16 protein-coding genes, 1 tRNA gene and 1 pseudogene are annotated in these 22,466 nt (G+C 36.0%); 12 read left to right on the top strand and 6 right to left on the bottom strand.

The features are described from left to right. Positions 1–6 precede the first annotated feature (6 nt). Both GM921_RS05220 and GM921_RS05215 read right to left on the bottom strand, forming a co-directional pair. A complete protein-coding gene (locus GM921_RS05220; protein ID WP_182921542.1) occupies positions 7–855 on the bottom strand; it encodes a hypothetical protein in 849 nt (282 codons plus the stop codon). A gap of 23 nt (positions 856–878) precedes the next feature. Next, on the bottom strand, positions 879–1,208 hold the full coding sequence (locus GM921_RS05215) for a hypothetical protein (RefSeq protein WP_182921541.1): 330 nt from the start codon (positions 1,206–1,208) through the stop codon (positions 879–881). Between the two features lie 265 nt (positions 1,209–1,473). On the opposite strand from GM921_RS05215, the gene GM921_RS05210 reads away from it, so the two are divergent. Together GM921_RS05210 and GM921_RS05205 are read left to right on the top strand one after the other, a co-directional pair. Beyond that, positions 1,474–2,358 carry a DUF4382 domain-containing protein gene (locus GM921_RS05210; protein ID WP_235969780.1) on the top strand — a complete coding sequence of 295 codons (885 nt, stop codon included), beginning with the start codon at positions 1,474–1,476 and terminating at the stop codon, positions 2,356–2,358. 354 nt (positions 2,359–2,712) lie between these two features. After that, a pseudogene (locus GM921_RS05205) lies at positions 2,713–4,152 on the top strand (sulfatase). An 89-nt stretch (positions 4,153–4,241) separates the two neighbouring features. On the opposite strand, the gene GM921_RS05200 reads toward GM921_RS05205, so the two are convergent. From GM921_RS05200 to GM921_RS05190, 3 genes are all read right to left on the bottom strand, one after another. After that, positions 4,242–4,667, bottom strand: coding sequence for a DUF1801 domain-containing protein (locus tag GM921_RS05200; protein WP_182921540.1), 426 nt, complete (start codon positions 4,665–4,667; stop codon positions 4,242–4,244). Between the two features lie 208 nt (positions 4,668–4,875). Continuing rightward, entirely contained in the window at positions 4,876–5,376 is a 501-nt protein-coding gene (locus GM921_RS05195; protein WP_182921539.1) for an SRPBCC family protein, read from the bottom strand. Between the two features lie 43 nt (positions 5,377–5,419). Next, positions 5,420–5,743 (bottom strand): ArsR/SmtB family transcription factor, encoded by a 324-nt coding sequence (locus tag GM921_RS05190; protein ID WP_182921538.1) that lies wholly within the window; start codon positions 5,741–5,743, stop codon positions 5,420–5,422. Positions 5,744–6,411: 668 nt separating this feature from the next. Between GM921_RS05190 and GM921_RS05185 the strand changes: the two genes are divergently transcribed. From GM921_RS05185 to GM921_RS05145, 9 genes are all read left to right on the top strand, one after another. Then, positions 6,412–8,724, top strand: coding sequence for a DUF11 domain-containing protein (locus GM921_RS05185; RefSeq protein ID WP_182921537.1), 2,313 nt, complete (start codon positions 6,412–6,414; stop codon positions 8,722–8,724). Between the two features lie 18 nt (positions 8,725–8,742). After that, the gene (locus GM921_RS05180) at positions 8,743–9,498 is read left to right on the top strand and encodes a hypothetical protein (protein ID WP_182921536.1); all 756 of its coding nucleotides are present in this window, start codon (positions 8,743–8,745) and stop codon (positions 9,496–9,498) included. Positions 9,499–9,522: 24 nt separating this feature from the next. Next, the gene (locus GM921_RS05175) at positions 9,523–10,449 is read left to right on the top strand and encodes a T9SS type B sorting domain-containing protein (RefSeq protein WP_182921535.1); all 927 of its coding nucleotides are present in this window, start codon (positions 9,523–9,525) and stop codon (positions 10,447–10,449) included. A gap of 1 nt (position 10,450) precedes the next feature. Further along, entirely contained in the window at positions 10,451–11,428 is a 978-nt protein-coding gene (locus GM921_RS05170; RefSeq protein WP_182921534.1) for a PorP/SprF family type IX secretion system membrane protein, read from the top strand. 346 nt (positions 11,429–11,774) lie between these two features. Beyond that, on the top strand, positions 11,775–12,344 hold the full coding sequence (locus GM921_RS05165; protein WP_182921533.1) for an RNA polymerase sigma-70 factor: 570 nt from the start codon (positions 11,775–11,777) through the stop codon (positions 12,342–12,344). Between the two features lie 89 nt (positions 12,345–12,433). Beyond that, positions 12,434–13,591 (top strand): FecR family protein, encoded by a 1,158-nt coding sequence (locus GM921_RS05160; protein ID WP_182921532.1) that lies wholly within the window; start codon positions 12,434–12,436, stop codon positions 13,589–13,591. Between the two features lie 219 nt (positions 13,592–13,810). Then, positions 13,811–17,197 carry a TonB-dependent receptor gene (locus GM921_RS05155; RefSeq protein ID WP_235969779.1) on the top strand — a complete coding sequence of 1,129 codons (3,387 nt, stop codon included), beginning with the start codon at positions 13,811–13,813 and terminating at the stop codon, positions 17,195–17,197. A gap of 32 nt (positions 17,198–17,229) precedes the next feature. Continuing rightward, positions 17,230–19,095 (top strand): RagB/SusD family nutrient uptake outer membrane protein, encoded by a 1,866-nt coding sequence (locus GM921_RS05150; protein WP_182921530.1) that lies wholly within the window; start codon positions 17,230–17,232, stop codon positions 19,093–19,095. A 156-nt stretch (positions 19,096–19,251) separates the two neighbouring features. Further along, positions 19,252–20,346 carry a glycoside hydrolase family 16 protein gene (locus GM921_RS05145; RefSeq protein ID WP_182921529.1) on the top strand — a complete coding sequence of 365 codons (1,095 nt, stop codon included), beginning with the start codon at positions 19,252–19,254 and terminating at the stop codon, positions 20,344–20,346. Between the two features lie 271 nt (positions 20,347–20,617). Here GM921_RS05145 and GM921_RS05140 read toward each other — a convergent pair. After that, positions 20,618–20,690, bottom strand: a tRNA-Lys gene (locus GM921_RS05140). 494 nt (positions 20,691–21,184) lie between these two features. Here GM921_RS05140 and fucP point away from each other — a divergent pair. Continuing rightward, positions 21,185–22,465: an L-fucose:H+ symporter permease gene (gene fucP, locus GM921_RS05135; protein ID WP_182921528.1), complete on the top strand. Its 1,281-nt coding sequence runs from the start codon at positions 21,185–21,187 to the stop codon at positions 22,463–22,465. Position 22,466 lies beyond the last annotated feature (1 nt).

Below are 22,466 nucleotides of genomic sequence, written 5' to 3'. Positions count from 1 at the left end.
CCGTATTTAAAATTGATAATAGAATGCTAAACCAAAAAATGCTTGTTGATTTTTCAGCTCTGCTTCAGTGTGTTTCCCTAAAATAGAATACTGTATACTAGCTTCGGCCATGTAATTTGCACGACTAAAAGTAAGAGGTAATTTGAAATTGTAAGATAATACCTGAAAAGTAGTTGAAGGAATAGTAACCGTTGTGGTCGTGTTTTGTCCTGAATTACCTGGAGAAGTAGGAGCTTTCCCTTTATTATTGGCATTATTACGTTTCTCTTTTTCTATGAGATATGTTTCTACAAAATGTCTGGTTCCTGTTGATATTTCAAAAGCTGGTTCGATAGCAATCTCATCTTTTTCGTTAAACAAACTCCCTAAACTAATTTCTTTTGAGTTAGTTATACTTAAAAAGATGTCCTTTTCTTTTCCAAAGGCGTAATCGGTACTAATGGAACTTTTAAGCCAAGACCATTTGTAATCGACAGATAGATTTAAATTATTTTCATTAGACGCACGTAATAAAGGAGAATTGGTAGGGAAGAAGGAGTGCGTATACGCAATGCCTGCGGTGAGTTTAGGAGAGAAATCATAATCATATCCTATACCTAAATCTGTTTCTGAGATCCCTGAGCCATAATTTAACAGTTTATAAGATCCAGCCGAAAAATATATTCCTAATGGAAGACGGAGTGTCGCATTTGCTAAAACATAAGGTAGTTTCTCATTTGTAGCTTGTCCATAATAACTTACATTGCTGCTGTATAGTGCGGCTAATGTAAGGGTTGTTTTTTTTAACGTGTCTTGTTGTGCATTTGCTTTAAAGAAGAATAAACAAAAAGCAATTACATAAATCAGTTTCTTCATAATTGGAATCAAGTGTTCGCTTATTATGGTTTCTTTATTTTCGGACGCACAATTTTTATTGGTTTAACTTTAATTGCTGGCTTAATTATAGTCGGTTTAACCTGTCTTCTCGCTTTTGGTACTTGTTTAATTTCTGGTTCAACATTCTTTCCGACTTGTTTTGTGTCCTTTGGCTGCTCTTTTGCTTTTTTATCATCTTGTTTTTGAGCAGGGATAGTATCATTTACAGTAACCAAATACTTCGCTCTATTTACAAGAGCATCTTTTTTAGGTAAAACTAATGTTTTTGCAGATAAGAGCATTGGAAGTAAACTAAAACCAATACATAAAAGAATATTAAGTACTATGCGCATGGTATAAATATAAAGAAAGTTTAAATCAACAGTTGAAAGAAGATGTAAATATCAACTAGCAAAATGAAATTAAGATGAAAAACAAATTTAATAAACACCCCGGTCTTCGACCACCCCTCTGAAAGAGGGGAATTTCGACCTATATTCCCCTCTTTCAGAGGGGTGCCCAACGGGCGGGGTGTATTAAAATAAAACTCATTATGAAAGCCGCTGATTCGCAGATTAAAGAATAATCTGCGAATCAGCGGCTAATAAAAACTAATAGATGAAAATAGATTTGAAATTTCATGCTGTTTTCATGTTCACGTATGAGTTTTGTGTTATTAAACAATTATTAACTAAAGCTACAATTATGAAAAAGAAATTGATTTATATGGCCCTAATAGTATGTATGGGTGGTATTGCTACGTTTATTGGCTGTAAAAAAGATGGTCAATCTGCAAATGGAACAACGAAAGTGCAAATTAGAATGACTGATGCACCTGGTAATTTTGAGAAGATTAATTTAAGTGTTAAAGAAATAGTATTGATTTCTGACTCTAAACCTTATGTTTTTGCAGTGAATACTGGTGTTTTTAATATTCTTAATTTTAGAATGGGAACAAGTAATCCAGATCTTTTAGTTGCTGATGGTGAAATGCCAAGCGGAGAGATTACAGAAATTAGACTTGTTTTAAACGACTCAGGAAATACGATTGTAGTAGGAGGTGTTGAACAACCTTTAACTACGCCTAGTGGACAATCATCAGGATGGAAAGTTAAATTAACAGCTAATCCACAACTTGAACCAGGTGTTGCTTACACCTTGTTACTTGATTTTGATGCTGCTAAATCTATTGTTTCAACAGGTAATGGTAAATATATACTAAAACCTGTTGTAAGAGGTATTACAGCCGCAACTTCAGGATTAATATCAGGAACAGTATTGCCATTGGCTAGTCACCCAGAAGTTTTAGTAATTAAAGGTACAGATACAGTAGGTACAATTGCTGATGCATTAACTGGTAAATTTACTGTTGGCGGTCTTGCTGCTGGAAGTTATTCGGTAAAATTTGCTCCAATTGCTGGCTATAAAGATAGTACAATTACTAATGTTGCGGTATCACTTGGACAAAACACCAATTTAGGTACAACTACGCTTAAACAATAAGAAATAACTCGCTAAATAAAAGCCTGATGAGAACGTTATCTCGTCAGGCTTTTTTTATATTAAATTTGTTAGAAGCTACCTAAAAATGGAACAACATAGACACATAGGTTTAGTGTGTTTTGTCATCCTGAGCTAGATTGCACTGAGCCTAGCCGAAGTAAAGGATATGGGTAAAAGGTCTTCGACAAGCTCAGACTGACATGCAAAAAAACAATACGTCTTAACTATGTTATCTATGTTTCTATGTGGTTTAGTTTCTTCACAAGTCAGCTTATCTCAGTATTTGTCAATATATGCTAATAAGAGGTTAATAAATTGTTTACTAGGATAGTTAGTATCTTTTAAATTTGTTTAATGAGATCATCCTTTAAAGTTTTTTTACTGTGCCTATTTGCGGCTTCGCGATGCATTACCGCTAGTTCTCAGGATAAGCATCTTGAGACAAAACCAAACATATTGCTCATTTTTGCCGATGACCTTGGTTATATGGATTGTGGCTTTACAGGAAGCAAGATAATGGAAACGCCCAATATTGATGCGTTGTCAAAAAAGGGGATGGTTTTTAACAATGCCTATGCAGGAGCTGGTAATTGAGCACCTAGTCGGGCTTGTTTAATAAGCGGAAAGTATGGCCCAAGACATGGGGTTTATGCAGTAGGGAGTACCACCCGTGGACCTGTTGATCTGATGAAATTGGTTCCTGTGCGCAATACTATCTCCCTAAACCCATCTTTTAATACAATTGCCGAAGGGCTTAAAGGTAATGGTTATGCAACGGCTATTTTCGGTAAATGGCACTTGGCAGACGGCTCTAAAGAGACTAGACCAGAAGCGCAAGGATTTGATTTGTATTTTGAAGGGAATAAGGAACAGTCTGATAAGAAAAGTAATGAAGCAAATGACCCAAAAGGCGTGTTTTCTCTGACTAATGAAACAATTAAGTTTATGGAGGCCAATAAGCAAAAACCATTTTTTGCCTATCTAGCTCACAACGCCATCCATTCTAAGTTAGAAGCAAGGCCAGAAAGCATTGATAAATTCAGAAAAAAGGGTCTAACTGGAAATATGGCTGTTTATGCTGCTTGTACTTATGATTTAGATGCCAGTATAGGAATACTATTGGATTATTTAAAGAGTTCTGGACTTGAAAAGAATACACTCGTTATTTTTACCAGTGATAATGGTGCTACACAACAATCTTCTCAAGAACCTTTAAGAGGTAATAAAGGATCATATTATGAAGGTGGGATTAGAGAACCTTTCGTGGCGTATTGGCCAAATAAGATAAAATCGGGCACAGTAAATTCAAATCCAATTATCAACCTTGATTTATATCCAACTTTTATAGCACTTGCAGGGGATAAGAAATTTAATGGTGATGGTGAAGACTTGATGCCACTTTTGCTCGGACAGAAAAGTGAAACGATAAGGAAATCAATATACTGGTATTTTCCTGGTTATCTAGATAATCCTGTCATAAGAGGACGCGATAAAGTATTTCGCTCTAGGCCAGTCGCTGTAATCAGAAAAGGAGATTTTAAGCTTCACTTATATCTAGAAGAGTGGTTGTTGGATGGGGGTAAGGCAAAAATCAAAGACAATAACGCAGTTGAATTGTATAATATCAAAACCGATGAAGGAGAACATAATAATCTAGCTGGCTCGAACACGACAAAAAGAGATGAATTGTTAACTGACCTTTTAGACTGGATGAAAAAAACCAATGCTCCGCTACCGACTAAGATAACTGCCACCAATAAACCTGTTCAAGGGAATGTGGGCGGAGAAAATTAAAAGTATTTTAGATTAGAGATTCCTCGAAACTCGGAATGACAAATGAGTTTAAAACAAAAAAGCCTTACATTTCTTGTAAGGCTTTTTAATTATTTTGTCACTTCAACCTCACGTCGTATTGCTTCTTGAAGTATATCAATATTTATATCTTTTATCGTTTTGAATTTAATGCAATACCCTGTCACACTTGCTTTGCCTAGTTTTTCTGCATATGTTTTGGCTAAATAGGTTTTATCCTCAATACCAAGAATATAGACAGAGATCCCAGTTGTATTTGCACTCAAGCCAATTTGATAAAACTCTCTGGTAGTTCTATCAGCATAGTGTATAGTCCGAAGTCCATATCCAATATTAGGATTAGAAACAGTTTTATTTTCACTGTTTTTACCGTCCAAGAACCATAATTTACATCCTGACATTGCTTCCAAAATGGTGCGGTGCAATTCTTGCATTTCGCTGCGTTTTGGTTCAGGTTGACTAGCAATATACGCTGTGATTTGATCTTGTATGTTCATGATTACTCCAATTCTTCGCAGTTAAATTTATGAATATTTAGCAAGTCTACTATTTTCAAAACTATATTTTCTTCACAGTCAATACGCAAAATCTTGTCACAATCCTCAAGGTCGAAATTCCACTTTTTAGTAGGAACTATTTTGTTAAAATAAGGTTTAAGGTTCCTTACTTGAAGTTTTGTTCTCACTGAAGTTTTGAAAACGTAAATCATTTTTTAGCTAATGTAGCCAACAATTCGTCTAGGTAATTCAATGTCATGGTAAATCCTCCTTGGAAACCCATTTCAATCATTTTTTCCATGCGCTCTAGTGAATCATTTTTAATAACAATACTGACTTTTGTTGTCCCATCTTGCTCGCTGAAACTCAAATCCCAATCAGAACCTGGCAATTCAGGGTTTCCAGCTGCATCAGCAAAAGCATTTAAATATTTGAAATTAGTTTTTGGACTAACAGAAGTATATTGCTGAAGCGACCAATGTTCGTCTCCTTCTGGGCTTACCATTGCATAAAATCTTCGTCCACCTGGTTCAAAATTCATCACTTTTGTTTTTGAACTCCAAGGTTTCGGTGCCCACCATTGGTCCAAAATTTCTTGTTTGGTAAAAGCATCCCAAACTAACGAAAGGTCGGCTGCAAATTCTCTGTTTACGAATACCGTTTTTGATGCTTTATCTACGGTAAAATCAAATAGCAAATTGTTTTTCATTTTTATTGATTTAAAAGTTAATTGTTTTTTATTGGTATCAACGCTACTTCGTGGTCTGTTTTTTTAGTGTTGATAATACTTGGTCTAGTTGATTAAATCGGTTTTCCCAAATCTTCCGGTATTGGTCTAACCATTTGTCTATTTCTTTCATTTTTTCAATTTCAAGAGAGTAGTAAATTTCTCTACCCTGATATTCTTGTTTTACAAGTTCACATTCAGTCAGAATGCGTAAATGCTTTGATACTGCTTGTCGTGTCGTGTTAAAGTTTTCGGCAATGGCATTAGGTGTCATTGCCTGTAATGCAATTAAAGCGACAATACCACGTCTTGTCGGGTCTGCAATAGCTTGAAATATGTCTCGCCTCATTTGTTTAAAAATTAAATTAAGAAACTAATCGGTTGCAAATATATATGCAACTTTTCGGTTTCGCAAATATTTTTCAAAATATTTTTCTTTTAGTTAAAATCACAGCTAACAGCTACGGAGTAGGCGAGCAAAAAATATAAGCATTTCAGGGCTTCGTGTTTGCCTTTTAAAAATATCTTATCTAAAAATATCTAATACTTGAGGGCAGCTGTAAAAAAATGCGAACAACTCTTAAATAGGTTATAAAATGTTTATAATAAACAGGGACTTAACAGGGGGTTGACAGGGACCAAACTCGGATAAACCCCTTTATGCTCCCTGTTAAATCCCTGTATAGTTCGAGTATTCTGCTTGTATGATGAAAAGATTTATGCGCTTGATAAGTGTTTGGGATGTGTTCAATTTTCAGTAGCTAATAACTAGCTGAAAGACAGATCTTAAAAATGTTATAGTAGAATATTGGGCAATATTCTCTACAATTATTACTGTCATTAAAATATTTTTCCACAAATTGTAGAACGTATTTCCCTATACAAATATTGTTCCTATTTTAGTAGCAAGAAAATAATACACGCATATCTACCTATTTTATGTTTGGTTTAGTACAATCACGCTCTTGCAATGCATACTCTTTTTGAAATATGTTTTGCGTTAGGGTTCTAAATTTATTGAAGAGATCATTATTAACTTCGCGGCTTTCGCTGTGTTGCCTAGCCTTTATTATACTTTCTTTTTTTACCAAAAATACTTTTGCAGAAGGTAGTAAAGATTTGTATCCATCTGGAGCAACAGGTAATAGGGCTTTTTTATATGCGAACGTAGATAATAATAATTATACAGACCGCTTTCCTTTTAAAACCAAAGGCACTCATTTCGTTTATGCAAAAGCAGGTGAAACAATTGCGGTAGCGTCAAGTGCAATTGGCGTAAATAATGGGCGAATTATTGTTACGTCGCCTAGTGGAGCAATTAATACCTATAATGGGGGCGGTGGTGTAGGTCTTATCCCAAACAGGGCAGCTGAATTGTTGGGGCCAGGTGTGGGTTATACGCCCGTAAGTATTGGTGTTACAGCGGCAAATGAAGGTATTTGGAGAGTAGAATTTCAGGCGCCGGTAGGAAATAATAACAGCGGTGACATCACTCCTCCAGATATTTCAGCAGATGCGAACTGGACTCAAGCAACAGGCAATACTGCAAATTATATAGCAGCTTGGGATGTTTCGGTAAGAAATACCGCAAACACGGCATGGCTAAGTGGTCGTGTTTACGCCAACGTTTTAAACCTTGGGATTAATGATAGCTTCACAAATCCCGCGAAGGGTTTTTATGTAACCAATTATGTCCTTACCGAAGATGGAAGAGCATACCGTATAAAAACCAATGGAAACAATGGTCATGCCTTTACTTTTTTTTCTAATAACAATGGCTTTGCTGTAAACGGAGTAGCCACTTACAAAAGTTTAAACGGGACTTCAACCTTAGATCTTGCAGGTCTTCATGATCCAAGAACGCCTGATGATGCTTTAAATAAAACACATAAGATTTTCTATAACACGCCAAATACAGACCTTCCGACAACATCCGCTGCGTTTATCAATGCGGCAGACCAAACTACTTGGCTAAAGAAAAACGCTGTCTTGCCTATCATCACAAATTTGAAATTTACTGGTGTTGAAGGTACGAAAGGTAAAATTAGCTATAAAGGAGCGAAAATTACTTTTACAGCTTCTTCATCAGGTAGTTATCAAATTACAATCCCTATGTCCAACGGTGCCGATCGTGTTATTAACGGTTCAGCAGTTCCTGGCAATAACGAAATATTTTGGGATGTTAAAGATGCCAATGGAAATTTAGTGCCACCAGGTCCAATTTCGCCATTGGTACAGACTTTCTTAAGGTCGGCAGAAGTGCATTTTCCCTATATAGATATGGAGATTAATCCAAAGGGGATTATTATCGAACTGATAGAGAATAATCCCAGTTATACCGTAAATCCTTCGAACACTAATCCATCAGAATATAGCGACATTGTTTACTGGGATGATGTTAGTATTAGCGGTGCAGGTAATCCTGCTAGAAACAGTTCTAATCCTGTAACCAATTTAATAGGGGAACATAGCAATAGCAATGGGCACAAGTTTGGCGCTTATTCTACAAATAATCAATTTGGCGATAATCGTTCGATGGACACTTGGACTTACATCGAAAGCGGTAAAACAACACAGTTAGTCAACATCGAAATTCTAAAGGCAGATTTAAAAATTGAATCGATAAGTCCAGATCTATCCAAGTACTTTTCAGACCGTACGATTACATATACAGTTAAGGTACAAAATGATGGCCCTTCGGCGGCAAATGGATCACGTTTAGCTATTTCACTGCCTGCTGGATTAACCATTAGCTCGGTAACACCAACAAACCAAAGCATAGGTGTAAATGTCAGTAATGGCATTACTGGTGCACAGAGTTATACAGCTTCGCTTGATTTGCCCAACCAAGGTACAATCGACATCGTCATTACTGCAACCTTTACAGGAAGTTATACTCAAGTATTTAGCAACACTAAAGCGAGCATATTAAGACCCGCTGATTTAACCGATCCAGATGCTACTGGCAATAATGCTTTAGGTCCTGTAAATGCAGATGAGGAGTGTTTAAATGGAGCTACATCTGGCGTTGGCTTGTGCAACAACATTAAATATAATACGGTTAATGGACAGGATATCTGCCAAGGAAGTAATATTACTCCCATTAGCTATCCATTATCTCCAGATGGTATACAGTTTGAAAATTTAACACCTCCGACAGCGCTAATTTTACAAGATGCTACAGGAAATCGAACCATAAGTGGCAGCCTATCTTCTTCAGGTATACAACTATTCTATATCAAAACATTAAATACCAAAAGAACACAAACCAACGTGATCATTAGGTCTACCAAACCCGTAAAAGCAAGTATTCAATTAAAAAACAATTAATAAAATTCACCAAAAACAATGAAAACAACAATTATCAAAGCATCATTAGCAGTATTTATCCTCATTTTGAGTGTAGTTTCAAAAAGTAAGGCACAAACTTACTACCCAGTTTATTTATGCAGTGGCGGAACAGCGACTCTGCATACCCCAGAAGAGATTGGCCTTGTAAGTGGAGATAAGGTCCATTGGTATTTGGAAGGTACAGAGATAACTGGATCTGTTAGAACTTATGACGGAACAACAGCCAATTCAACCAATTACGTTACACCAAATAATCTTACCCCGGGTGTGCATAATTATACCAGTAGAATAGAGTCTGTTGCTGGATGTTGGGGAGATATGTCAGATCCTTTTCAAGTTTACCAACTGCCAGATAAAACACTTGCTTTAACTGCAAATAACGCTTCCTATTGTGGGGACAATGCCACTTTAAATTCTGTAATCACTGCTACCACTACACCTGGACAAGCATTGCCAGATGGTATAGAGTACGCGTACGTTTGGACGGCCACAAAAAATGGAAGTCCTGTGAGCCCACTTACTAGTATAGGTTCAGATAATGCCTCATCAACAGCCGTAAACCTATTTACGCTTACTACAACTGGTGCAGGTAGTTATGTGTTTAGCGCAACGGTAAAATACGTAATAGCAGCGGCAAATACAAGTGGTGTGCTAAAATCGGGTGATAATAATGGATGTATAGTTTCAGCTACTGCAACACAAACGGTAACCGTAACACCAAAACCTGCTAAACCTACAATTATTGTCCAATAACATTGATTTATATAAACCACTAGGTTGAACGTAAAACGGTACATATTACTGGCGTTCTTCTTTCTGCTGGCCAATTGGACATTTGCACAAACAAATCCTACTGTTGTTAGGATCCGTTTAGGTTCTTCGGTCAAATTTGCAGTAAGAGATCAAGCTGGGCTTTACTCGTTCCAATGGTATCGAGATGGGAAGCCTATAGCCAATGCTACCGGAGCAGTATACACCGCAAGTGTGGCGGGGTTGTACCAAGTGGTTTCCATAAGTACTGAAGGATGTAAGTCTGATCTGTCGGATGGTTTTTTATTAATAATTGAATATGCAGACCTAGAGGTTCGCAAAATTTCTGAAAAGCGATATGTGGGGCCAGGCGAAGCCTTTGAATATCAAATTTCGGTACAGAACAATGGAAATACCGATGCAACAGGAGTAGTGGTGATTGATAAATTACCAAGCAACTTAAAATACATTGCCCTTACCTGTGAACCGATTGGAAATGTTACGGTGGTAGACAATGTCATTACTTGGAAAATTCCTGCCTTGGCAAATAAGCAAAAATTGATCTTGTCGCTAAAAACTACTGCAATTAAAGCAGGTAAGGTAGTGAATACCGCCAATGTAACGGCAATTGAGCCAGATCCAAATTTGGCTAATAACGCATCTACAGATATCAAGGAAATTATTGGCGAGGTGATAGTGCCTAATGTAATTACGCCAAATGGTGATGGCAAAAATGATGTTTTTAGGATAGACGGGCTGGAACTTCATCCAAATAATATCCTATATATTTTTAACAGGTGGGGCAATGAAGTATATAGGAGCAATGGCTCTTACAAAAACGACTGGAATGGAAATGGTCTTAATGAGGGTACTTATTACTACGTATTGAAGATCAAAGAAAAAAATGGAAGTGAAAGAAGCACTACAGGTTGGATTACATTGATAAAAGATTGACATGTGGAAATTAACTAAGTTTATTTTATTGTTGTGTGTGGCGGCTCCATGTTTTGCCCAACAGGATGCACAGTATAGCCAATATATTTTTAATGGCATTTATATCAACCCGGCTTATGCCGGATATCGAGAACGTGTAAATATAAATGCGACCTACAGAAACCAATGGACTGGTATTGAAGGCGCACCAAAAAGTTTTTCTTTGGCCGCAGATGCCATAATGCCCAACGAACGTGTTGGATTATCGTTGGTAATGAGCGCAGAACAGTTAGGTGCACAGAAAAACATATCGGCATTTGCCAACTATGCTTATCGCTTTCCAATTAACGAAGAGGGGACTTCGAAGTTGGCCTTTGGTCTAGGCGTTGGTGTGATGCAATCGGGCTTAAACGGCGATATGTTAAACCCTAGAGATTTGGACGATACTAATATTCCAAGTGGTACGGTAAAACAAATACTTCCAGACATGCATGCGGGCGTGTTTTTCTCTACGCCCAAAATGTACGTTGGTGCATCAGTCAACAATTTGATAAGTAAATATATATTGGACAAAAGATCTTTAGATTATAACTTTCCAACGCCAAGACCTCATTATTATTTAACGGGTGGTTTATTAATTCCAATAGAAGAATATGTGATAGATTTTAAGCCTTTCTTTTTAATTAAAGATGATCTAAAAGGGCCAACAGTATTAGATGTAAATGCTTTTTTTCTGTTTAAGCAGAAGGTTTGGCTGGGTGCAGGTTACAGAACAGGTATCAAACTTTATGATAAGCCCGCTTTGCAAGGCAATATTAGTAACAACAACGCCATTATCGGCATGACCGAAATATTTATTAGTGAACGTTTAAGATTGGGCTATTCGTACGATTTTAGTATGAGCAATTTGGCAGGTTATGCTGGTTCAACACACGAAATTTCGCTCAGCTGGAATTTTTATACCATAAAGGAGAAACAGTTAAATTTCTGTTATTTCTAAGCGTTGCTTAAAATTCAATAGAAAAAATAGTTGGTGAATGTCATCAGCAGCCAATACTAAAAGGAGGATTACAAAATACCTTAAACAAAAAAGCCTTACATTTCTGTAAGGCTTTTCGTGATCCCGCTGGGATTCGAACGTAGTCGATAAAAATAAGTAAGGCTTCAGAATTTATCAGTTATACTTATCTTAAAAAATTGTTTGTATAACTAATTGCTTGTAGTCTAAAGCATTAAATTTGTATATGTCATACTTAATACATATTTTTATAACCTAAATATAAACCAATAAGGTATATTAATATAATGTTGTAGGCCGTAGGGCTTACTCTTTTTAAGTAAAATTAATGCAATCTTATAATACATTTTCTGACGATAAATTGCTTGATTTATTAAAATCAGGGGATGAAGCTGCATTTAATGAAATTTATAAAAGAAACTGGGCATATCTATATGATTCAGCTTGTCGAGTTTTGGGTGATCAGGATGCTGCTAAGGACATATTACAAGAAATTTTTGTTTGGTTTTGGAACCATAGAGAACAAATAAATACTAAAACCATTCAAGGTTATTTATATGTTGCTGTAAAATATAAAGTTGCAAACTATATCCGTAATGGGAAAGTGAAAGAATCATTTTACACACGGGTTAAGGCTGCAAATATTGGCGCTGTTTTTAACGACACCTCTATAGAAGTTAATGAACTTATCAAATTCATTAATGAGTTTACTAATGATTTATCTCCTCGATGCAAAGAAGTATTTCAATTAAGCCGTTTTGAGAATTTAAGTCATAAAGAGATTGCTATTAAATTAGGTATCTCAGAAAAAACCATCGAAAATCAGATTACTTTAGCTTTAAATAAACTGCGGAAAAAGTTGAGTAAAGCATCAATTTTAATGATATTCTTTATTTAAAATTCATTTCCTAAAACTATTATCAATTTTTTTAAATTTCTTTTGGGGGGTAAGCCCTTTTAAAGTGCCTTTAGTTATATAGCCTGAAAATGGAAAGAGAAGAGTTTTTAAAATTAGCAGAAAAAATAAGCATTGGTATCGCAACCGATGAGGAAGTGCGCTTATACAATACATATTATAATCATTTAGAAGGGAAACAATCTTTTTGGAATAAATCTACTTTAAGTTTAAAAGCCACAATAGAAAGTGAATTATTAAAAAATATTAAGCAACAAATTGAAAAAGAACGACTTCCAATTGTAAAAAAGCTGAATGTTTGGTATCGTGTAGTTGCCGCTGCTGTTATATTGGTTGTGACTGGTTCAGGCATTTATTATTATCAAAAACAAAACCAAATTTTACTACATAAAGCTCAAATTGCTAAAGAAATACAACCTGGCGGTAATAATGCTGTTTTAACACTTGCAAATGGAAAGAAAATAACCCTTACAAATGCTGCAAATGGTGAGATTGCAAAGCAAGCAGGTTTATCTATTGTTAAAACTGCAGATGGTCAGTTAGTTTATACAGTTTTAGAAAAAGAAACTGCAGCGCAAGAATCTAGTGTAGCTTATAATACGATAGAAACCCCAAAAGGTGGACAATACCGAGTTGATTTACCCGATGGAACCAAAGTTTGGATAAATGCAGCCTCTTCTTTAAAATACCCAACGCATTTTATTGGTAACGAACGCAAAGTTGAATTAACTGGTGAAGGTTATTTTGAAGTAGCAAAAGATAAAACTAAACCATTTAAAGTACTAACTGATAAGCAAGAGATACAAGTTCTAGGAACCCATTTTAATGTAAATGCTTATAATGATGAAAATGATGTAAGAACAACATTGTTAGAGGGTTCTGTAAAAGTACATGGAAATCAATCAGCTCATTTTACAATATTAAAACCTGGTCAACAATCTATTTTAAAAGGGCAAGAAATAGCGGTTAAAACTGTAGATGTTGATGAAATGATAGCCTGGAAAAACGGTTTGTTTTTATTTAATCACGAAGAAATGGGATCGTCTATGCGAAAAATTTCTCGTTGGTATAATATTGAAGTAGAGTATAAAGTCAACAGTAATAAGGATGTTTATTTTGAAGGCTCACTTCCTAGAACATATACTTTAGAACAAACACTTAGAATATTAGAAAAAGCAGGATCATTTAAATTTAAAATAGAAGGAAGGAGGCTTATCGTTACACTCTAACAAAAATTAAGTTAGATCCAAAAAAATCAGAGACGTTGAAGCGTCTCCGATTCATGAAGTCTGGATCATATCAAGAAGAATAGCAAATCAACTTAACCCGAAGTATTCTTATGTACGCTAGTACTAGAGTATTTCATTAACCAAACAATCAAATGTATGAAATTTTACATTATTAATTCGTATAGGGAATCCTATGCGTTGAAGAAAACGCTCCAAATTATGAAACTTACAATTGTGCTTCTAATCGCAGCTATCATGCAAGTAAGTGCATCTGGATTTGCACAAAACAAAATTACTTTGTCGGAGAAAGGCACTTCTTTAGAGAAGGTTTTAAAAAGCATTGGTAAACAAAGCGGTTACACGGTATTTTTTATTTCAAAAGAAATGACAAATGCTAAACCTGTTGTTATTGATGTAAATCAAGCAAGTTTAGAAGAAACCCTTAACCAAGTTTTTAAGAACCAACCTTTAACTTATGCAATTGAAGCTAAAACAATTGTTGTTCAAAAAAGAAAAGCAGCTGATGTAATTAATTTGAAAACTCAAAAAACTACTAAAGTTGATATTACTGGTAAGGTGCTAGATGAAAACGACAAACCTATTCCAGGTGCAAACATAGTGACAAAAGATGGAAGTCATAAAACTTCAACTAACACTGAGGGCGAGTTTACCTTAAAAGGAGTTGAGGATGGCGAAACCTTGGTCATTTCTTATGTAGGTTATATTAACAAGGAAATTAAAGCCGATGCAAAATCTCCAATGTCAATTAAATTGGCTCCACAAGTATCCGATTTGAATGATGTTGTTATTGTAGGTTATGGCAAGCAGAAAAAAGAAAGTGTTGTAGGTGCAATATCTAGTGTAAAAGGAGAAGCCCTAAAATTTCCAACACGGAATTTAACTACTAGTCTTGCTGGACAAGTTTCGGGCTTAATAGCAGTTCAGCGTTCCGGAGAACCCGGATATGATAATGCCGAGTTTTGGATTCGAGGTATAAGCACTTTTAAAGGAGGAACTTCTCCTTTAGTATTGGTGGATGGTGTACCCAGAAATATAGCCGATATTGAACCAGATGAGATTGAAACTTTTTCTGTACTGAAAGATGCTTCTGCTACAGCGGTTTATGGTGCAGAGGGAGCGAATGGTGTGGTAATTATTACTTCAAAAAGAGGTTCCAACAAAAAACCAGTCATCTCTTTTAGAGGAGAACATAGTATTGGTACACCAATGCGATTGCCACAATTTGTTTCATCCGCTGATTATTTGACATTATACAACGAAGCTTTACATAATGATGGGCAGGTAAACATGTTTAGTGATGCACTAATTGATAAATACAGAAGCAATGCAGATCCTGATCTATATCCCAACACAGACTGGATTAAAACAATGCTGCGAGACAATACCCACAATGATAGGCTTACTTTAAACGTAAGAGGTGGCTCAGAAAAGGCTAAATATTTTGTTTCTGGAGCTTATTATACCGAAAACGGTGCTTTTAAGGAAGACCAAGCTAATAAGTACAATAATAATATTGGTGTAGAAAGATATAACCTACGTAGCAATATTGATCTCGAAGTTTCAAAAACAACTACGGTTAGTGTTGATGTGGCTGGACAATACTTATTAACAAATTACCCTGGTGTAGGAACAGCTAATATTTTCAGGCAAATGGTAATTACACCAAGTTACCTTTTTCCAGCGGTATATAGTAATGGCACATTAGCTACCTACAGCATTGAGTCGGATGCTAATAAAAGAAATCCATATAATCTGCTTGCAAACTCTGGCTATACCAAAGAGTGGAGAAGTAGTATTCAATCGGCGGTTAGGCTCGATCAAAAATTAGATTTTATCACTAGTGGTCTTTCATACAAAGCAACAGTAAGTTATGACTACGACGGATTTTTCAGTTCCAATAGAACTTACAATCCAAGTCGCTATTTTGCAACTGGAAGAGATGCTAACGGTAAGCTTATTTTTACCACAACTTTTGCAGGTAGCCCTGATCTGAGTAATCCGATACCAACTAATAGCGCACAAAAGAAAGTATATATTGAAAACTCATTAAATTACAATAGAACCTTTCATAAACACGCATTGGGCGCTATGATTTTGTATATGCAAAAAGAACAGCAAAATCATGATACCCCCTTGGCCTTTAGAAAGCAGGGATTAGTGGGTAGAGCTACCTATTCATTCGATAACAAGTATTTTATAGAAGGTAGTTTTGGATACACTGGTAGTGAAGCCTTTGCGGATGGTTACAGATTTGGTTTTTTCCCAGCTGTAGGTGTAGCTTATATGGTATCCAATGAATCTTTTTATCCTGAAAATTTAAAAAATATTCTTTCCACCGTTAAATTGAGAGCTTCTGTAGGTCGCACTGGTAATGATAATACAGGTGGTGCCAGATTTTTGTATAGACCCACTTTTAACTTTGCCGCACCCACTTTTAACCAGGGTATTACCACTGGGGGGCCATCAAATGGTTATGCAGGGGGCATTATAGAAGGACAATTTGAAGCACCTTATTTATCATGGGAAATTGAAAACAAACAAAACTATGGTGTGAACCTTGGATTTTTGAAAGATAAAATTCAGTTTGTAGGCGATTATTTTAAAAATGAAAGAAGTGGTATTTTATTGCAAAGAAATACAGTTCCTGGTGCTGTAGGTTTCCGCTCAGCGCCATGGCAAAATTATGGGCGTGTAAAGTCATGGGGATTTGATGGTAGCCTGGATGGCAACCAATCCTTTGGCAGAGATTTAACGCTGGGCTTCCGCAGCACATTCACCTATTCCACCAATAAGATTACTGAATATGATGAGTTAAAACCTACGTATGCCTACCAGGCAATTACTGGAACCAGGGTTAATGAAAACACTCTTTACATAGCCGACCGACTATATACTGATGCAGATTTTAATGTAACCCAAAATGTAAATGGCACGAAATCGTACAAGCTAAAAGCAGGATTACCAGTGCCTTCTTTAGGTGGGTTAATAGGTCCTGGCGATATCAAATATGTCGATCTCAACGGAGATGGTAAAATTGATCAGTTTGATAGAAAAAGAGGCGTTGGTAATCCATACAATCCAGAGATTGTATACGGATTTGGTTTAAACGTTCAGTACAAAGGATTTTATGCCAGCGTTTTCTTCCAGGGGGTAGCTAAAACCTCTGTCATTCTTGGAGGCAATTCACCAGAAGGTTTTTTTCCCTTTGCGTTCAATTATGATCAATCGAACTATAGAAGCTTTGCCTTAAACAGATGGACAGAAAATGATCCACAGTCACAGGTCAATCCATTAATTCCGCGATTGCATGCAACGGGTAACAATGCGAACAATACCGTTGCCAGTACTTGGTGGTTAAGAAACGGAGACTTTTTACGTCTGAAAAATGCAGAATTTGGTTATAATATACCTGCAAAAATCCTAAATAAAGTGAATTTGAAAACTGCTAGGATTTACATGATGGGCAATAATTTAGCTCTTTGGGACAGCATAAAGTTTTGGGACCCTGAAACAGGAAATGGTACCGCAGGTAATTCATATCCCAGCGCCCGCACCTTTACCTTTGGTATAGAAACTTCCTTTTAATTATCCATTAAATGATATAAAAAATTTTAAAGATGAAATTTAATACAAATAAAATAATGCTGGTCTTATGCCTTTTGGTATGTCTTAGCTCATGTAAAAAATATTTGAATGTTTCTGATGAATTAGCAGGGGGTCTTACTTCTGTAGATCAGGTTTTTGATAACCCAGACTATGCTAAAAGATGGTATGCTGATGTGATGTCGGGCGTTCCTGATTATACGAAATTTATTGTAGCCAGCTATGACGGAGGAGGAGTAAATGGGTTGAATAACCCTTGGACTTGTATGTCTGATGAAATAGATGTTAGGTATGGCTTGGCCTTTACTGGGGATAATGTAACGTCTCCCCGTAACTCCAGCAATATGAAATTCCAAAGATGGACAATGCTATATCAATTGATTAGGCAGGCCAATATCTTCTTAGAAAAAGCAAAGCCGATAATAAATGCTGGTACTAATGCAGCCCAGTTGGATCAAGTTGAATTCGATAGACTAAAAACCAATGTGCTTTTTATGCGTGCCTATTACCATTATTTATTGTTTGAAGAATATGGTCCCATTCCTATCGTGAGTAGAAGTTATAGCACTACAGAAGACCTAGATCTGCCAAGAAATTCTGTGGATGAAGTGGTGAAGTTCATTAATGACGAGTTGGATAAAGTTATTCCTTTATTGCCGCAATCTCCTATTACAGATGATAATTTTAAAGCCAACCCAACTAAAGGTGTTGCCTTAGCAGTAAAAGCAAAACTTTGGATGTATGCAGCCAGCCCATTATTAAATGGAGGTTTTACAGAAGCCGTTGCATTAACAGATAAAACAGGTAAAAAATTATTTCCAGTTGCTGATGTAACTAAATGGCAAAAAGCACTTGTAGCTACAAAAGCGATTGTTGATTATGCCAATGCAGGAAATTACCAGTTGTATGTTGACCCATCTAACGATCCTAATCAATCGGTTTATAAGCTATTTCAAACATATAATAACGAAATTATTTGGGCTAGGATTGATGCCTTTGGCCAATCGGGTTGGGGTGGTATGTACGGTGATAGGGCAGATCCCCGTATCACGCCAAAAAGCGAACCTCAGGGATTAGGTAGTACTGGAGTATTGCAGGAACTGGTGGATGACTTTTACATGAAGGATGGTTTGCCAATCAATAATACTGGATTTTTAACTAAATCTCCTTTATATAGTGAGACTGGTTTTAGCGATTATAATGGTGTACAGGTTTATAATATGTGGATAAACCGAGAACCTCGTTTTTATAACACAGTTTTCTTTGCTGGCAGAAAGTGGCATGTTTCAAATAAAATAACTTATTTCCACAAGGGTACGCCTAATGAAAAAGGTATACCTGCTCAAACTTCACCAAACGGATACTTGTTGTATAAAAGAAACAATAGAACAGTCTCTAATGCATCTGGAGGCGTTCAGGGTGTAACTCGTCCCTCTATTATATTTAGGCTGGCAGAATTTTATCTACTGTACGCCGAAGCGTTGAATGAAGTAGATCCAGCAAATCCTGATGTTTTAAAATATGTAAACTTGGTAAGAACTCGTGCTGGTATTCCTAATTTGCAGGTATTAAACCCTAGCATTGCAGGAAATAAAGATTTACAGCGCTCGGCTATTCAGCGTGAAAGTCGTATTGAATTAGCTACAGAAGGGCAACGCTTTTTTGATGTAAGACGATGGCTGATTGCTGAAACACCAGGAAGCAAGCAAGGTGGAGACTTTTATGGGATGAATATGGATGGTGATGTCAACACATTTTATACCCGAACAATAATTCCATCTTCCACAAGGGTTTTTGAACGAAAACAATACCTATTTCCAATTCCTTTTAGCGAAATGCAAAAAAGTAAAGTTCTAGTACAAAATCCAGGTTGGAACTAAACTACAAACCGTTTATAACCTAATAATAGTAAGTTTTAATTATAGTAGTGGTTTAAAGAGCTGGCCTTAAAGCCGGCTCTTTTTTTAAAGATTATTTCAATTAGATCAATTAACCATAACAGATTTTTTTAAGTATTTCCCTACAAAAATATTTTTATGAAAAACATCATAAGTTTAAAAAATTCACTAAAAGCAGTTTTATTTTTATCGATATTGTCCTTTAGCTTATTGTCTTGCTCTAAAAAAGGGGATACCCCAGCAGCACCTGCTAATAAAGTGCCATTTGCTAATGCTGGAGCTGATCAAACCATAACCTTACCCGTAAATACCGTAATATTAACTGGTAGCGGTACAGATGCTGACGGAACAATTGCATCTTACTTATGGACATATATCTCTGGCCCTTCAACGTATACGATTGCTACGCCAGCACAGGCACAAACAAGCATCAACAATTTAGTGCAAGGTACTTACCTGTTTGAGCTTCGGGTAACCGATAACCAAGGGGCTACAGGACGAATTGTGGTAACAATAACTGTAAACCCAAAAGCTGGAACGCTTATATTTGAGGATAACTTTAATACTACTGGAGGTTTTGACAATACTAAATGGTCTTATTGTTCTAGAAGTACCCCAGCATGGGCAAGCTATCTGACTTCTTCATCTGATTACGCATCATTGGATGGGAGTAATTTAGTTTTGAAAATGGATAATAAAGTAATTGCTGGCGATGCGGTTCCTTACCATTCTGGTGGTATTGAAACCATGGGAAAGTTTTCATTTCTGTATGGGAAAGTTGAAGTAAGGGCAAAATTTACCCAAGGTACCGGCTCGTGGCCCGCAATATGGATGATGCCAGTAACTTCCACTTATGGCGGCTGGCCAAACAGTGGTGAAATTGACATTATGGAGCATGTGAATAATGAAAACGTAATCCATCAAACTGTTCATAATGGTGCCGTTACCAATGCTAGCGGGGTAAGTTCTGTAACTACAGCTTCAAGTTATAATACTAGTGATTACAATACATATAGTATTATTTGGACTGAGACTAAAATAGAATTTTATGTAAATGATGTACTTAAAAGTACCTACAATAAACCAGCTAATGCAACAAGTGCCCAGTGGCCATATGATAAGCCATTTTATTTAATTTTAAATCAATCTGGTGGACTAGGTTGGCCTGGGGCAATTAACAATAGTCATCTCCCTTTTCAAATGCAGGTAGATTGGGTAAAGATTTCACAATAAAAATAATTTCTAAATTAAGTTAGATGGTTTAATTTTTTTCATTTTACATATAATAAACAGGGACTTAATAGGGGGTTAACAGGGACTTTACAGGGACCAAACTCGGATAAACCCCTATATGCTCCCTGTTAAATCCCTGTATAGTTCGAGTATTCTGCTTGTATGATTAGGTGTTGTTGATAATTGATATTTCAAAACTCGACCCTGATAGCTATCGAATGACAAAAAAAGTTTAAAACAAAAAAGCCCCACATTTCTGTGAGGCTTTTCGTGATCCCGCTGGGATTCGAACCCAGGACCACTACATTAAAAGTGTAATGCTCTACCAGCTGAGCTACGGAATCTACTTTGAATTAAATGCCGAAGCGTTTGTTTTAAAGTGGTGCAAATATATGCTTCTCCTGTTTTTAATGCAAGGTTTTTTTTAGTTGAATACGTACATTACTGATTTATAAGCAAATTAATTACAAAGGCATACTTTAAACGATAAATAATAGCGCTTTTTAAGGTGAAAAATAGCGTAATAAATAATTAAAATAGGCTGTTTCATCTTCTTTCCCTTATTTTTAATAACCCAATATTTCTATTTGTGCAATAAGCGTACTTAAAACTACGAGTTAAAGCAGTTGCTAAATGTTGTGTACACTAAAGAATAGCTTAAAATTTAATTTAATTATCAATTTTATAAATGATTTAAGACTTGATATCCAATATCGCTTACTATTTAGACAATATGTTTGAATGATGTGCTTATTGTAATGCTTTTATTTGTGTAGCAGAGGATATTTTAGTGAACGAAATTTCTTTCGGCAAAATCAAACCAAACTAAATCTAAATTATGAACCAAACCAAGGGCAACAAATATCTTTTCCCACTCATTTTAGTAACCAGTCTATTCTTCTTTTGGGGTTTTGTACATAACCTCGATCCAATTTTAATTCCACATTTACGCAAAGCTTTTTTACTGAATGATTTAGAATCTTCATTAGTAGACTCTTCTGTGTTTATAGCTTATTTTGTAATGGCATTACCTGCTGGGTTTATTATGCGTAAGTACGGGTATAAATCGGGTATTATTATAGGGTTACTGCTCTTCGGAACTGGTTCAATTCTATTTGTACCTGCAGCAAACACCTTACAATATGTATTCTTTTTAGGCGCTTTATTTATCATCGCCTGTGGCTTAACATTTTTAGAAACTGCAGCAAATCCTTATGTAACTGTTTTAGGCCCACCAGAAACGGCTACTCAACGTATAAATTTTTCTCAGTCGTTTAATGGATTAGCAGCTTATATTGCGCCCACTTATATAGGTAAAATGATATTATCTGGTAAGGAATTAACGGCAGCGCAACAACAAGCCATGTCTCCAGAGCAATTAAATGCTTATTTAAGTAATGAAGCAGCGAGTGTTAAAGCACCTTATTTAATATTAGGTATTATCATTTTTATCGTGGCGGTGATATTTCTCTTTACAAAACTACCAGATATTAAACACGAAGAAGAAGAAGAAACTGGCTTGGCAAGTTTTTCTGGTGCATTTAAATCCATAAAATTAAGATGGGGAATACTAGCTCAATTCTTTTATGTAGGCGCTCAAGTTTGCGTAGGGAGTTTTTTTATCAAAATGAGTACACATGCAGCAGGTTTAAGTGAAGCTTCATCGACAACCTATTTAGGTTTTTTTGGTTTAGCATTTATGCTAGGACGTTTTTTCGGAACTTTCTTAATGCGTTATGTCAATCCACGGAAATTATTAATCATATATGCCGTTATCTGCTCAATTTTAACAGTAATAGCCATTTTCGCTACAGGAATGGTAGTGGTTTATACATTAATAGGCATTGCGTTTTTCATGAGCATTATGTTCCCAACCATTTTTTCAATAGGAATTGAAGGTTTAGGGCATAACACCAAAATAGGCTCATCCTTAATTGTAATGGCAATTGTTGGTGGTGCAGCTTTACCTCCAATTTTAGGATTAATTTCAGATGCTACCCAAAATATTCAATATGGCTATTTAGTGCCTCTAATCTGTTTTATCGTTATACTCATTTTCGGTATAAATAATAGAAATACAGAGAAAAATGGACAGCCAAAACTTTCAGTTAATCCGTAAA

The sequence above is a fragment of the Pedobacter planticolens genome (genome assembly GCF_014172375.1).
Classification (GTDB): Bacteria; Bacteroidota; Bacteroidia; order Sphingobacteriales; family Sphingobacteriaceae; genus Pedobacter; species Pedobacter planticolens.
The sequence above is the reverse complement of the archived record's forward strand: the minus strand, read 5'-3'. Positions and strand labels throughout refer to the sequence as shown.

Bases quoted from the DNA above. Each gene is read 5' to 3' on its own strand.
- GM921_RS05200 (WP_182921540.1), bottom strand. From the start codon at position 4,667: ATGAACATACAAGATCAAATCACAGCGTATATTGCTAGTCAACCTGAA.
- GM921_RS05190 (WP_182921538.1), bottom strand. From the start codon at position 5,743: ATGAGGCGAGACATATTTCAAGCTATTGCAGACCCGACAAGACGTGGT.
- GM921_RS05220 (WP_182921542.1), bottom strand. From the start codon at position 855: ATGAAGAAACTGATTTATGTAATTGCTTTTTGTTTATTCTTCTTTAAA.
- GM921_RS05155 (WP_235969779.1), top strand. From the start codon at position 13,811: ATGAAACTTACAATTGTGCTTCTAATCGCAGCTATCATGCAAGTAAGT.
- GM921_RS05165 (WP_182921533.1), top strand. From the start codon at position 11,775: ATGCAATCTTATAATACATTTTCTGACGATAAATTGCTTGATTTATTA.
- GM921_RS05210 (WP_235969780.1), top strand. From the start codon at position 1,474: ATGAAAATAGATTTGAAATTTCATGCTGTTTTCATGTTCACGTATGAG.
- GM921_RS05170 (WP_182921534.1), top strand. From the start codon at position 10,451: ATGTGGAAATTAACTAAGTTTATTTTATTGTTGTGTGTGGCGGCTCCA.
- GM921_RS05150 (WP_182921530.1), top strand. From the start codon at position 17,230: ATGAAATTTAATACAAATAAAATAATGCTGGTCTTATGCCTTTTGGTA.
- GM921_RS05145 (WP_182921529.1), top strand. From the start codon at position 19,252: ATGAAAAACATCATAAGTTTAAAAAATTCACTAAAAGCAGTTTTATTT.
- GM921_RS05215 (WP_182921541.1), bottom strand. From the start codon at position 1,208: ATGCGCATAGTACTTAATATTCTTTTATGTATTGGTTTTAGTTTACTT.
- fucP (WP_182921528.1), top strand. From the start codon at position 21,185: ATGAACCAAACCAAGGGCAACAAATATCTTTTCCCACTCATTTTAGTA.
- GM921_RS05195 (WP_182921539.1), bottom strand. From the start codon at position 5,376: ATGAAAAACAATTTGCTATTTGATTTTACCGTAGATAAAGCATCAAAA.
- GM921_RS05180 (WP_182921536.1), top strand. From the start codon at position 8,743: ATGAAAACAACAATTATCAAAGCATCATTAGCAGTATTTATCCTCATT.
- GM921_RS05160 (WP_182921532.1), top strand. From the start codon at position 12,434: ATGGAAAGAGAAGAGTTTTTAAAATTAGCAGAAAAAATAAGCATTGGT.